Source organism: Micromonospora sp. LOL_025 (genome assembly GCF_048060285.1).
Taxonomy (GTDB): Bacteria; Actinomycetota; Actinomycetes; order Mycobacteriales; family Micromonosporaceae; genus Micromonospora.
The window spans coordinates 348,672-361,455 of record NZ_JBHMIR010000004.1 but is presented as its reverse complement, the minus strand read 5'-3'; the positions used below and the strand labels follow the sequence as shown (position 1 = coordinate 361,455).

Here is a 12,784-nt window from a genome sequence, read left to right as displayed (position 1 = left end):
GCCGGGACGGGTGCCCGGGAGCGCGTCGAGCTGCCCCGGATGCCGGCGGCCGGGGCGCTCTACCGGCGGGCGCTGCTCGGCGCGCTGCCCGGTCTCGGCGGTGGGCGGCGCTCGGCGGGCGTCCCGGCGGTCGAGCTGGCCGCCGGCGGGATCGCCGTCGACCGGACGCACCTCGCCGACTACGACCGGGTCTGCGGGTTCCGGCTCACCGATCGGCTGCCCGCCACGTTCCCGCACGTCATGGGCTTTCCGTTGGCCCTGCGGCTGATGACCGCGCCGGAGTTCCCCATCCCGCTGACGGGCGTGGTGCACATCGGCAACCGGATCACCGTGCACCGCCCGGTCACCGCCGACGAGACCCTCGACTTCCGCGCGTACGCCGAGAACCTGCGCCCGCACGACCGGGGGCGGCAGGTCGACGTGGTGCTGGTCGGCTCGGTCGACGGGGCGGAGGTCTGGCGGGGCGTCTCGACGTACCTCGGCAGGGAGGGCAAGCGGGGCGCCGGCGGGCGGCGCGACGAGGCCGGGCGGCCCACGACGCCGGCCGGTTCGGCCCGCTGGCGGGTCGAGCCCCGCGTCGGTACGGACTACGCGCGGGTCTCCGGCGACCACAACCCGATCCACACCCTCCGCCTCGGCGCCCGGCTGTTCGGTTTTCCCCGGCCGATCGCGCACGGGATGTGGAGCAAGGCCCGCTGCCTGGCCGCGCTGGAGAACCGGCTGCCGGACGCCTACACGGTCGAGGTGGCCTTCAAGCTGCCGGTGCCGCTGCCGAGCACGGTGAGCTTCGGCCTGCTGCCGGAGGGCGGATTCGCCCTGCACGACTCGCGCGGTCGACCGCACCTGGCGGGCCTCGTACGCTGAGGCGCCCTTGCCGAAGCTGGGCACGCCCCTGCCGGATCCGGATCCCGGGCTTGGCAGGGGCGTTCTCGTGCGCTAAGTTCTTCTCAGATCGAGATGTTCTCAGAATGAGAGAGACATGGTTGACGAGCAGGACTTCCTGGCCGGGTACGACCCCGGGGCCTACCCGTCGGTCGCCGTGACCGTCGACGTGGTGGCGCTGACCATCCGGGACGGCGCGCTGCACCTGCTGCTGATCCGACGCGGCCAGCCGCCCTTCGAGGGGCACTGGGCGCTGCCCGGCGGCTTCGTCCGCCCCGACGAGGACCTCACCGCCGGCGCCCGACGGGAGCTGGCCGAGGAGACCGGGCTCGGCGGCGAGGGGCTGCGCCGCGTACACCTGGAGCAGTTGGGCAGCTACGGCACCCCCGACCGCGACCCGCGCATGCGCGTCGTCTCGGTCGCCCACCTCGCGTTCGCCCCCGACCTGCCCGACCCGGCCGCCGGCACCGACGCCGACGAGGCGGTCTGGCTGCCGGTGACCGCGCTGACCGGCCGGCAGCTCGCCTTCGACCACGGCCGGATCATCGACGACGCGCTGGAGCGGGCCCGGTCCAAGCTGGAATACACCCCGCTCGCCACGCGCTTCCTCGCCGGCGAGTTCACGATCAGCGAGCTGCGCGCCGTCTACGAGACGGTCTGGGGCCACCCGCTGCACGCCGGCAACTTCCACCGCAAGGTGCTCTCCGTGCCGGGCTTCGTGGAGAGCACCGGCACCAGCACCGAGCGCGGCGGCGCCCGGGGCGGTCCCCGCGCCCGGCTCTACCGGGCCGGCGACGCCCGGCTGCTGCACCCGGCGCTGCTGCGCCCCGCCCGGGAGGAGGCGGTCCGATGAGGACCGCCGACGCCGTCCGCCTGGTCGCGGCGGCCCGCACCGACGCCGACCTGTTCGGCACGGACCAGCCGGCCCGGCGCTACCGCGAGCTGGTCGCGGCCCTGCACCCCGACCGCCTGCCGCCCGACCCGGCGGTACGCGCCGAGGCCACCGACGCGTTCATCCGGGTCACCACCCGCTGGCGGGCCCGGCAGGTCACCGTCCTCGGCGACTACCGACTCGGCACGCCGGCCTACTCGGGCGACCTGGCCGACCTCTACGACGTCGGGGCCGACCGGCTGCTCAAGCTGCCCCGGCGGCCCGCCGACAACGACCTGATGGCCCGCGAGGCGCACGCCCTGCGCACCATCGCCGAGCGCGGCGACCCGCGCTACCTGCCGTACGTGCCCCGGCTGGTCGAGGACTTCCCGCACCGGGACGCCGCGACCGGCGCCGAACGACGGATCAACGTGCTCGCCACCGCGCCCGGCCTGCACGACCTCGACGAGGTCCGGCGCGCGTACCCGGACGGGCTGGACGCCCGCGACGTGGCCTGGATGTGGCGGCGGCTGCTGGTGGCGCTCGGCCTGGCCCACGGGGCGGGCATCGTGCACGGTGCGGTCCTGCCGCCGCACGTGCTGATCGAGCCGGACGGGCACGGCGTGGTGCTGGTCGACTGGTGCTTCTCCGCCCCCGTCGGCAGCACGGTCCCCGCGCTGGTGCCCGGCTACGACGCGAAGTGGTACCCGGACGAGATCCCCCGGAAGAAGCCCTGCGGCCCGGGCACCGACATCGCGATGGCCAGCGTCTGCATGAGCTGGCTGATGGGGCCGCGCGCGCCCCGCGAGCTGCACGACTTCGCGCGGGGCTGCCGCCAGCGGTCCCTGGACGCCCGGCCCGACGACGCCTGGCGTCTGCTGCGCGAACTGGACGAGGTGCTGGAGCGGCTCTACGGGCCGCGCACCTTCCGACCCTTCACCCTCAACCCGTAAGGAGCTGTCATGGGCAGTGGAATGTGGTCCACCGACGTGTACGACGCCGCCGACCGCTACCGCCGCAAGACCGGTAAGAGCGCGTTCTCCTACAGCGACAGCGGGGCGCGGACCGTGCACCCCGCCCTCGACCCCCGCGACGCGATGCGCGAGAGCCGCGACTCCGACGAGCACCCCCGGTCGACGCCCATCGCGGTGCTCTTCGACGTCACCGGCTCGATGCGCAACGTGCCGCGCGTCCTGCAGACCAAGCTGCCGCAGCTGCTCGGGCTGCTGCAACGGCAGGGCTACGCCAGCGACCCGCAGATCATGTTCGGCGCGATCGGCGACGCCACCTGCGACCGGGTGCCGTTGCAGGTCGGCCAGTTCGAGTCGGACAACCGGATGGACGACGACCTCGGCCGCATCGTGCTGGAGGGCGGCGGCGGCGGACAGATGAGCGAGTCGTACGAGCTGGCCATGTACTTCATGGCCCGGCACACCGTGACCGACTCCTGGGAGAAGCGCGGCCGGCGCGGCTACCTGTTCATCATCGGCGACGAGCTGGCGTACCCGAAGGTGAAGGCCCGCGAGGCGGCCCGCGTCATCGGCGACGACGTGCGCCAGGACGTGCCGCTGCGGCAGGTCGTCGACGAGCTGACCCGCCGCTGGGACACCTACTACCTGCTCCCCGCCGGCAGCCACTACGCCGGCAACGCCAAGGTGCTCGACTTCTGGCGGGACCTGCTCGGGCAGAACACCGTCGTGCTGGACGACCTCGACGCGGTCTGCGAGACGATCGCGCTCACCGTCGGGCTCGGCGAGCAGGCCATCGACCTGGACGAGGGCCTGCGCGACCTCGACCGGGCCGGCTCGGGCGCCACCGGCACCGTGTCCAAGGCGCTGGCCCGCCTGCGCGGGGGGCGGCGCGCCGAGGTGTCGACGCTGCCCGCGTTCCGCGAAACCGGCGGCGAGGTGACCCGGCTGTGAGGCATGTGGCGGTGGTCGACCTCGGCCACGGCGAGGTGACCCGGCGATGAGACACGTGGCGGTGGTCGACCTCGGCTACGGCGACGCCGGCAAGGGCACGGTCGTGGACTGGCTCTGCGCCACCCGGCCCGTGCACACGGTGGTCCGCTTCAACGGGGGCGCGCAGGCGGCGCACAACGTCGTGCTGCGCGACGGGCGGCACCACACGTTCGCGCAGTTCGGCGCCGGCACGTTCCACCCCGGCGTCCGTACGCACCTGTCGCGGCACGTGGTGGTGGACCCGCTGGCGCTGGCCGCCGAGGCCGACCACCTCGCCTCGGTCGGGGTGCCCGACGCCCTCGACCGGCTGACCGTGGACGGGGAGGCGCTGCTCGCCACCCCGTACCATCGGGCCGCGAACCGGGCCCGCGAGATCGCCCGGGGAGCCGACCGGCACGGCTCCTGCGGGCTGGGGGTGGGCGAGGCCGTCGCGTACGGTCTCGCCCACCCCGACGAGGCGCCCCGGGTGGCCGACTGCCGCAACCCGGCGCTGCTGCGCCGCCGGCTGACCGCCCTGCGGGACCGGCTGACCGCCGAGCTGGGCCCGCTGGACGCGCCGCCCGTCGAGGACTGCCTGCCCGCGTTCACCGGCTTCGCCGGGCGGGTCGCGATCGTCGACCGGAGCTGGCTGGCCGGGGCGCTGCGCGCCGGCACCTGCGTCTTCGAGGGCGCGCAGGGGGTGCTGCTCGACGAGTGGCACGGCTTCCACCCGTACACCACGTGGAGCACCACCACCTTCGCCAACGCCGACAGCCTGCTCGCCGAGGCGGGCCAGCCCGGCGGCGCCACCCGGATCGGGGTGCTCCGGGTGGTCACCACCCGGCACGGGCCCGGGCCGCTGGTGACCGAGGACCCGGCCCTGCCGCTGGCCGACCCGCACAACCCGACCAACCCATGGCAGGGGCGCTTCCGGTTCGGCCACTTCGACGCGGTCGCCCACCGGTACGCCCTCGCCGCCGCCGGCGGGGTCGACGGCCTGGCGCTCACCCACGTCGACCTCGCCGGCCCCGGGCTGCGGATCTGCCGCCGCTACGACACCACCGACCGGCTCACCCCGGGCCCGCCCGGCGACCTGGACCGGCAGGCCGCACTCACCGCCCGCCTGCTGCGCTCCCGTCCCGTGTACGACGACCCGCCCGTCGACTGGCCGTCGGCGGTGGCCGGGGAGCTCGGCGCGCCGGTGGTGCTCACCTCGCACGGCCCCACCGCCGACGACAAGACGCCGCACGGCCCGCTCCTCGCCCCACGCCCCCTCCCGCCGGTCAGGACGCCGGCCGAGGCGTCGGCGTGACGCCGGGCCCCGCCGGAGGCTCGACGCGGGTGATCCGGCGACTCGGCCACCGGGCGGGGCGCGCACGGCGAGCATGGGAGGCATGGAGTCCGTGCTCGACCTGCTCCGGCAGCTGGTCGCCTCACCGTGGGTGTACCTGCTGATCTTCGGGCTCACCGCGGTCGACGCGTTCTTCCCGGCCGTACCCGGCGAGGCGGCCGTGATCACCGCCGCCGTGCTCGCCACCGGCGGCGACCCCGACCTGGTGTGGGTGATCGTCGCCGCCGCGCTGGGGGCGTGCGCCGGCGACCACGTCTCGTACGCCATCGGTCGCGGCGGCGGCGCGAACCGGCTCGCCCGCTTCCCGGCGGACAGCCGGCGCCGGGCCGGCTCGGAATGGGCCCGGCGGGCGTTGCAGCGGCGCGGCGGGCTGATCCTGACCACCGCCCGGTACGTCCCCGGTGGCCGCACGGCGGTGACCCTCACCATGGGTGCGGTCCGCTACCCGCTCCGGTCGTTCCTGCTCTTCGACGCCGTCGCGGCGGTGAGCTGGGCGCTCTACTGCGCCCTGCTCGGCTACTTCGGCGGGCTGGCCTTCGAGCGCGACCCGTTCAAGGGCATCCTCGCCGGCGTGGGCCTGTCGCTGGCGGTCACCCTCCTGCTGGAGTCGTTCCGCTGGCTACGCCACCGCAGGCGCCGCTGAACCGCGCGACGACTGCTGCCGCGCGGATGCCCGCCGTCGGCGGGCAGGGCGGCGGGGTCAGGAGAGGGTGACCCGTGGGTGCCAGGTGACGCCGTGGAGGAGTTGGCCGGCGCCCAGCCAGGCGACGTTCATCATCCGGGTGGCGGTCTTCTCCGGGTCGGCCTCCGGGTGGTCGGCGAGCCAGTCAGCCAGCGACTCGGTCGCCCCCACCAGGGCGTACGCGACGACCTCCAGGTCGGTCTCGCCCACCTCGCGGCCCTCGGCGCGCAGCGCGTGGTCGAGCATCCCGGCGACCACCTCGACCAGCCGGGCGCGCATGCCGGCCAGCTCGCCGGCGAAGGGCTGCTCGCCCCGGGCCTGCCGGTAGAGCACCGCCCATCCGTCGCGGTGCGCCCCGACGAAGCCGAAGAAGGCGCGCAGCCCTCGCCAGAGCCGCTCGTCGGCCGGCAGTTCGGGGGCGGCCGCCCCGGCGATGGCCTGCATCATCCGGGTGCCCTCCCGGTGCAGGCAGGCGACGAAGAGTTCTTCCTTCGTGCCGAGGTACGCGTAGACCATGGGCTTGGAGATGCCGGCGTCCTCGGCGATCTCGTCCATGCTGGCGGCGTGGAAGCCCCTGCGGGAGAACACTTTCACGGCCGCGTCGAGCATCTGCTGCTCGCGTACGGCGCGGGGGAGGCGCTTGAAGGTGGGTGGGGTGGACACCTTGCGAGCATACCTACTCGCCCGTAAGGTTACGCACGAGTAGCCAATACCCGGAAGGTGCAGCCCCATGACTGACTTCGACCCGGCCAACTTCGCGAACGTCGGCCCCAAGGAGTTCGCCCAGCTGGTCAAGTCCACCCCGGACGACAAGATCGCCGAGGTGATGTCCGGCGACCTGCGCGGCAAGATCCTCGGCGAGGTCTTCGGCCGGATGCCGCAGCTCTTCCGCGCCGACCGGGCCGGCTCGACCAACGCGGTCATCCACTGGAACATCACCGGCCGTCCCGACGGGGGCACCGACACCTACGAGGTGGTCATCGCCGACGGCGCCTGCACCGTCAACGAGACCCCGCAGCACGACCCGAAGCTCAGCCTCACGATGGGCCCGGTCGAGTTCCTGAAGATCGTCTCCGGTGGCGCGAACCCCGTCATGATGTTCATGACCGGCAAGCTCAAGGCCAAGGGCGACCTGGGCCTGGCCGCCAACATCGCCAACCTGTTCGACATCCCCAAGGCCTGACATGGCCGAGTTCTCGCTCGACCTGAACGAGGAACAGCGGGATCTGCGCGACTGGGTGCACGGCTTCGCCGCCGAGGTCGTGCGCCCGGCCGCGGCTGAGTGGGACGCCCGGGAGGAGACTCCCTGGCCGATCATCCAGGAGGCGGCGAAGGTCGGCCTGTACGGCTTCGAGTTCCTCGCCACCTGCTGGGCCGACCCCACCGGCCTCTCCCTCCCGATCGCCAGCGAGGAACTCTTCTGGGGTGACGCCGGCATCGGGCTGGGCATCTTCGGCACCTCCCTCGCGGTGGCCGCGATCTACGGTGCCGGCACTCCCGACCAGATGGTCGAATGGGTGCCGCAGTGCTTCGGCACCGTCGACGAGCCGGCCGTCGCCGCGTTCTGCACCACCGAGCCCGAGGCCGGCTCCGACGTCGGCGCGATGCGCACCCGGGCCGGCTACGACGAGGCCACCGACGAGTGGGTGCTGAGCGGGCAGAAGGCGTACGCCACCAACGGCGGGATCGCCGGGGTGCACGTGGTCACCGCCTCGGTCGATCCGTCGCTCGGCTCCCGCGGGCAGGCCGCGTTCGTCGTACCGCCGGGCACCGCCGGCCTGACCGCGACCCGCAAGCTGCGCAAGCTGGGCCTGCGCGCGTCGCACACCGCCGACGTCTTCCTCGACGACGTACGCGTGCCGGGGCGCTGCCTGCTCGGCGGCCGGGACGCCCTGCTCGAACGGCTCGACCGGGCCCGTTCCGGCAAGCGCGCCTCGGGCCAGGCCGCGATGCGCACCTTCGAGCTCTCCCGGCCCACCGTCGGCGCGCAGGCGCTGGGCGTGGCCCGGGCCGCCTACGAGTACGCCCTGGACTACGCGAAGGAGCGGGTCCAGTTCGGCCGCCCGATCATCGAGAACCAGGCGGTCGCGTTCGCGCTGGCCGACATGAAGATGGAGATCGACGCGGCCCGGCTGCTGGTCTGGCGCGCCTCCTGGATGGGCCGCAACAACCGGCCCTTCACGGCCGGCGAGGGCTCGATGTCCAAGCTGAAGGCCGGCGAGGTGGCCGTCTCCGTCACCGACAAGGCCGTGCAGCTGCTCGGCGGGGCCGGCTTCCTGCGGGACCACCCGGTCGAGCGCTGGTACCGGGACGCCAAGATCTACACCATCTTCGAGGGCACCTCCGAGATCCAGCGGCTGGTCATCTCCCGGGCCATCTCCGGCGTCCAGATCCGCTGACCGACCGCAGCACCGAGCCACGGCACCACCTCACCGGTGCGCGGCGCGGCCGCCGTACCGGACGGGTGCCGGTCCGGGCGTCCGCCGCACCCGTACCACCGCGCACCTGATCTCCCCGATCGCCCGCGTGGGGCCCCTGCCCCGGGGCCCCACGCGCACCGCCTGAGGAGGTTGCGTCATGGATCTGCCGTTCGTCGTCGCCACCCTGACCCGACGCGGGCTGCTCGCCCCCGGCCGACCGATCCGCGTCGCCTCCCAGCTCCGGGCGCTGCGCAGGTGGGGCTGGAACATCGCCGGCGAGCTGCGCCAGGCTGCCGCCCGCGACCCCGACCGGACGGCCGTCGTCGACGAGCAGGGCACCGGCCTGACGTACGCCGAACTGCTCGACCGGGCCGAGCGGCTGGCGCAGGGGATGCGGACGGCGCTCGGGGTTCGGGCCGGGGACCGGGTCGGCGTGCTCTGCCGCAACCACCACGGCCCGGTCGAGACGATCGTGGCCGCCACCCTGCTCGGCGCGGACGCGGTGCTGGTCAACACCGGGCTCTCCGCCGGGCAGCTCGCCACCGTGGCGCAGGAGCAACGGCTGCGGGTGCTGGTGCACGACACCGAGTTCGCCGACCGGGCCGCCAACCTCCCCGCCGAGGTGCAACGGCTCGACGAGCGCGCCCGGGAGGCGCTCGTCGCCGGCGCGGTCCCGGGCGAGCTGCGTCCTCCCGGGCGCGACGGCCGGATCATCGTGCTCACCTCCGGCACCACCGGCGCCCCCAAGGGTGCCCGGCGCCCCACGCCGAACGGCTTCGGCCCGCTGGTCTCCATCATCGACCGGATCCCGCTGCACGCCCGGGACACCGTCATGATCGCCGCGCCGCTCTTCCACACCTGGGGGTACGCGGCCCTCCAGGTCTGCTTCGCCCTGCGGGCCACGATCGTGCTGCACCGCCGTTTCGACCCGGCCGCCACGCTGGCCGCCCTGGTGGCGCAGCGCTGCGACGCGCTCTTCGCCGTGCCGGTGATGCTGCAACGGCTGCTGGAGGTGCCGCCGCCGGACCCCCGCCCCCCGCTGAAGGTGGTCGCGGTCAGCGGCTCCGCGCTGCCGGGCGGCCTCGCCCTGCGGTTCATGGACGTCTACGGCGACGTGCTGCACAACCTCTACGGCTCCACCGAGGTCTCCTGGGCGTCCATCGCCGGCCCCGCCGACCTGCGCGCGGCTCCGACCACCGCCGGCCGCCCGCCGCACGGGACCCGGCTGGAGATCCTCGACGCGGCCGGCGAGCCGGTGCCGGCGGGGCAGGTCGGCCGGATCTTCGTCGGCAACGAGATGCTCTTCGAGGGCTACACCTCCGGGGCCGCCCGGGAGCACCACGACGGCCTGCTCGACACCGGCGACCTGGGTCGGCTCGACGCCGGCGGGCTGCTCTTCGTCGACGGCCGGGCCGACGACATGATCGTCTCGGGCGGGGAGAACGTCTTCCCGGCCGAGGTGGAGGACCTGATCGCCCGGCTCCCGCAGGTACGCGAGGCCGCCGTGATCGGCGTACCGGACCCGGAGTACGGCCAGCGGCTCGCCGCGTTCCTCGCCCTGCACCCCGGCGAGACGCTCGACGCGGAGGCGGTGCGCGAGTACGTCCGGCACTACCTGGCCCGGTTCTCCGTACCCCGGGACGTGGTCTTCGTGAAGTACCTGCCCCGCAACGCCACGGGCAAGGTGCTGGCCCGCGAGCTGCGCCGGTACTACGGCTGACCGTTCCCCGGCCGTTACTGCCCGGATGCCCCGCCGCCCTTAGGCTGACGGCACCATGATCGGCTCCGGACCGCGCCGCCGTGCCCGTCACCGCCACCATCCCCGTCACCGCCAACCGGGACCACGGAGGGCACCGCTGCTGCTGGTCGAAGCGGCGACGCTGCTCTCCAACACCGGCAACGGCGTGGCGAACGTGGCCCTGCCCTGGCTGGTGCTGGAACGCACCGGCAGTCCCACCGCCGCCGGCGTGGTCGCGGCGGCCAGCGCCCTGCCGCTGCTGCTGTCCGGCCTCGTCTCCGGCACGATCGTGGACCTGCTCGGCCGGCGGCGTACGGCGCTGGTCTCCGACACGCTCTCCGCCGTCTCGGTCGCCGCGATCCCGGTCGTCGACGCGCTGCTCGGGCTGAACCTCGGCTGGATCGTGGCGCTGGCGGTGCTCGGCGCGGTGTTCGACCCGGCCGGCCTGACCGCCCGGGAGACGCTGCTGCCGGCCGCCGCGCAGGCCGCCGGCTGGCGGATCGAACGGGCCAACGGGGTGCACGAGGCGGTCTGGGGGCTCGCCTTCCTGATCGGGCCCGGCGTCGGCGGCGTGCTCATCGCCGCGATCGGCCCCGGCTCGACCCTCTGGGTCACCGCCACCGGGTTCGCGCTGGCCGTCGCGATGATCGCCGCCGTCCGGCTGCCCGGGGCCGGCCGCCCCGAACGTCCCCCCTCCGGGTTGTGGCGCGGCACCGTCGAGGGGCTGCGGTTCGTCTGGCGGGACCGGCTGCTGCGGACCATCGCGCTGCTCTCGATGGTGCTGGCCGCGCTCTACCTGCCGGTCGAGGGCGTGCTGCTGCCGGCGTGGTTCGTCGGCCAGGGAGAACCGGCCCGCCTCGGCGCGATCCTGATGGCCATGAGCGCTGGCGGAGTCGTCGGTGCGCTCGCCTCCGGCGCGGCGGGTCGGCGGATCCGTCGCCGCACCCTGATGGTGACCGCCCTCGTCGTCATCGGCGTGGCCCTCGTCGGGCTGGCCACCCTGCCGCCGTTCCCGGCCATGATCGGCTTCGCCGTCGCGATCGGGCTCGCGTACGGGCCGGTCAACCCGCTGTCCAACTACGCCATGCAGACCCGCACGCCGGAACGGTTGCGCGGGCGCGTGGTCGGGGTGATGACCTCGTTCGCGTACGCCGCCGGTCCGGCGGGCTACCTGCTCGCCGGGCCGCTGGTCGGGTGGCTCGGGCTGCGTACCGCCTTCCTGGTGCTGGCCGGGGCGCTGCTGGTGGCGGCGCTGACCGCCGTACCGCTGCCGTCGCTGCGGGCGCTGGACGAGCCGCCCCGCTATCCGCCCGCCCCGCCCGGCGGCCCGGCGAACCGGGTGGAGGAGCCGGTCCCGCTCAACGGGCAGTACGCCTCGGCGGCGCACCGGGACGCGCCCCGCGTACAGGGGCGCGTCCGGGTCGACGAGCTGTGGACGCCCGCCGCGCACCGGGACGCGCCCGTGCGGGGCTGACGACCCGCGTCAGGGATGGAGCGTCAGCCCGGGCGTGCTGGCGATGGCCGCCAACTGCGCCACGGTGAGCACCGGCGGCGGACCGAACCGGAGCGTCGGCGGCGCGCCGTTCCCTCCGCCCTCGACGTGGTGGTTGTCCGTCGTCACCGTCACGGACGTGCCGTCCGCCCGTCGCACCTGCGCCCAGCGCTGCTCGAAGCCCTCGTCGCCCGGGGTGACCGTGCTGGTGGTGAGGGTGCCGCCGTCCGGCAGGCGGCTGCTCGTGCAGGTACGGGGGTCGGGGGCGGCGGCGCATCCCTCGGGCGCGTCGACGGCCGTCGGGACCAACGACACCGTCACGTTGTCCGCCTGGCCGTTGCCGCGCAGCCGGGCGTGGGCGTAGTAGTGCCAGTGGCTCTTCTCGTAGGTGAACTGCACCGGGTCGCAGCCCGGGATCGTGCCGTGGACCGTCAGCCCCGCCGGCACGACGGCCGCCAGCGCCGGACGCAGCACGAGGGTCAGCCGGGCCACGCCGGCGTCGGGGCGTTCGGTCGGCCGGTCGCGCACCGTGTCGTACGACTGCTGGGGCGCCGGTGGTCCGCTGGGCTCCGGTTCCGCCACCGGGCAGAGTGCCGCGTCGGCGGACGGCGAGCCGGCACCGGTCGGCAGGGTGGGCCCACCCGGTCCGGCGGCCGGGCCGACGAGCAGCGCCGGTGTCACCAAGACCGCGGCGACCAGGGCGGCGACCCCGGTGCCCGCCGTCGCCCACACCCGATGGCGGCGGCGCCGCCGGTCGTCGGCGATCAGCCGGTCCACGTCGATCCGGGTGGGCGGCGGCGACGCCACCGCGGTGCGCAACTGCCGGGCGAGTTCATCCATCGGTGCGTGCCTCCTCGGCTCGGGCCGGCACGCCCACGAGGCGGCTCCGCAGCGCCTCGATCGCGCGCGCCGACTGGCTCTTGACGGTGCCGGTGGTGCAGCCGAGTTCGCGGGCGGTCTCCTCCACGGACAGATCGCAGAAGTAGCGCAGCACCAGGACCGCGCGACGGCGCGGCGGCAGCTCGGCCAGCAGGGCGAGGATGGTCAGCCGGTCGGCGGCACCGTCGGTGGCGGAACGGACGGCGCCGTCGGGGACCTGGGCCCAGGCGGCCTCGCGTCGCCACGGCCGCCGTCGCTCGTCCAGCCAGACCCGCAGCAGGGTACGCCGGACGTACGCGTCGGGGCTGTCCATCCCGGACACCCGCCGCCAGTGCCGCAGCAGCTTGACCAGCGCCGTCGACACCAGGTCGTCGGCCGTGTGCCAGTCACCACAGAGCAGGTACGCCGTGCGGCGCAGCGGCTCCAGCCGCGCCCCGACGTACTCGCGGTAGCCCTCGATGTCGGCAGGCAATCCCGCCACCTCCTCGCCTCACCGCTCAAACGGAGGCGGGGAGGGGGGAGGTTGCCC

General features: G+C 74.8%; 13 protein-coding genes. 10 read left to right on the top strand and 3 right to left on the bottom strand.

Annotated features, from left to right (window positions below; all coding sequences use genetic code 11):
- Positions 1 to 39: 39 nt before the first annotated feature.
- The 6 genes from ACFHW0_RS08515 to ACFHW0_RS08490 all read left to right on the top strand — a co-directional run bounded on the left by ACFHW0_RS08515 (position 40) and on the right by ACFHW0_RS08490 (position 5,687).
- Positions 40 to 864: a MaoC/PaaZ C-terminal domain-containing protein gene (locus ACFHW0_RS08515; RefSeq protein WP_416606734.1), complete on the top strand. Its 825-nt coding sequence runs from the start codon at positions 40 to 42 to the stop codon at positions 862 to 864.
- Positions 865 to 979: 115 nt separating this feature from the next.
- The gene (locus ACFHW0_RS08510) at positions 980 to 1,735 is read left to right on the top strand and encodes an NUDIX hydrolase (protein WP_121397242.1); all 756 of its coding nucleotides are present in this window, start codon (positions 980 to 982) and stop codon (positions 1,733 to 1,735) included.
- Positions 1,732 to 2,706, top strand: a complete 975-nt coding sequence (locus tag ACFHW0_RS08505; protein ID WP_416606657.1) for a serine/threonine protein kinase — start codon at positions 1,732 to 1,734, stop codon at positions 2,704 to 2,706. The genes ACFHW0_RS08510 and ACFHW0_RS08505 overlap by 4 nt, the downstream gene beginning before the upstream one ends.
- A gap of 9 nt (positions 2,707 to 2,715) precedes the next feature.
- On the top strand, positions 2,716 to 3,675 hold the full coding sequence (locus ACFHW0_RS08500; RefSeq protein WP_416606655.1) for a hypothetical protein: 960 nt from the start codon (positions 2,716 to 2,718) through the stop codon (positions 3,673 to 3,675).
- Between the two features lie 46 nt (positions 3,676 to 3,721).
- Positions 3,722 to 5,005: an adenylosuccinate synthetase gene (locus tag ACFHW0_RS08495; protein ID WP_416606653.1), complete on the top strand. Its 1,284-nt coding sequence runs from the start codon at positions 3,722 to 3,724 to the stop codon at positions 5,003 to 5,005.
- 82 nt (positions 5,006 to 5,087) lie between these two features.
- On the top strand, positions 5,088 to 5,687 hold the full coding sequence (locus tag ACFHW0_RS08490; RefSeq protein ID WP_416606651.1) for a DedA family protein: 600 nt from the start codon (positions 5,088 to 5,090) through the stop codon (positions 5,685 to 5,687).
- 57 nt (positions 5,688 to 5,744) lie between these two features.
- Here the strand turns inward: ACFHW0_RS08490 and ACFHW0_RS08485 are convergent, their stop codons facing one another.
- Positions 5,745 to 6,389, bottom strand: a complete 645-nt coding sequence (locus tag ACFHW0_RS08485; protein WP_416606649.1) for a TetR/AcrR family transcriptional regulator — start codon at positions 6,387 to 6,389, stop codon at positions 5,745 to 5,747.
- 67 nt (positions 6,390 to 6,456) lie between these two features.
- Between ACFHW0_RS08485 and ACFHW0_RS08480 the strand changes: the two genes are divergently transcribed.
- The 4 genes from ACFHW0_RS08480 (at position 6,457) to ACFHW0_RS08465 (ending at position 11,358) form a co-directional block, all read left to right on the top strand.
- Positions 6,457 to 6,909, top strand: coding sequence for an SCP2 sterol-binding domain-containing protein (locus tag ACFHW0_RS08480; RefSeq protein ID WP_089002639.1), 453 nt, complete (start codon positions 6,457 to 6,459; stop codon positions 6,907 to 6,909).
- Position 6,910: 1 nt separating this feature from the next.
- Entirely contained in the window at positions 6,911 to 8,125 is a 1,215-nt protein-coding gene (locus tag ACFHW0_RS08475) for an acyl-CoA dehydrogenase family protein (protein ID WP_416606647.1), read from the top strand.
- A gap of 178 nt (positions 8,126 to 8,303) precedes the next feature.
- The gene (locus tag ACFHW0_RS08470; RefSeq protein ID WP_416606646.1) at positions 8,304 to 9,866 is read left to right on the top strand and encodes an AMP-binding protein; all 1,563 of its coding nucleotides are present in this window, start codon (positions 8,304 to 8,306) and stop codon (positions 9,864 to 9,866) included.
- A gap of 55 nt (positions 9,867 to 9,921) precedes the next feature.
- Positions 9,922 to 11,358: an MFS transporter gene (locus ACFHW0_RS08465; RefSeq protein ID WP_416606644.1), complete on the top strand. Its 1,437-nt coding sequence runs from the start codon at positions 9,922 to 9,924 to the stop codon at positions 11,356 to 11,358.
- 9 nt (positions 11,359 to 11,367) lie between these two features.
- Here ACFHW0_RS08465 and ACFHW0_RS08460 read toward each other — a convergent pair whose 3' ends face one another.
- Positions 11,368 to 12,216 carry a hypothetical protein gene (locus ACFHW0_RS08460; RefSeq protein WP_416606642.1) on the bottom strand — a complete coding sequence of 283 codons (849 nt, stop codon included), beginning with the start codon at positions 12,214 to 12,216 and terminating at the stop codon, positions 11,368 to 11,370.
- Positions 12,209 to 12,727 carry a SigE family RNA polymerase sigma factor gene (locus ACFHW0_RS08455; RefSeq protein ID WP_416606640.1) on the bottom strand — a complete coding sequence of 173 codons (519 nt, stop codon included), beginning with the start codon at positions 12,725 to 12,727 and terminating at the stop codon, positions 12,209 to 12,211. The genes ACFHW0_RS08460 and ACFHW0_RS08455 overlap by 8 nt, the downstream gene beginning before the upstream one ends.
- Between the last annotated feature and the right edge of the window lie 57 nt (positions 12,728 to 12,784).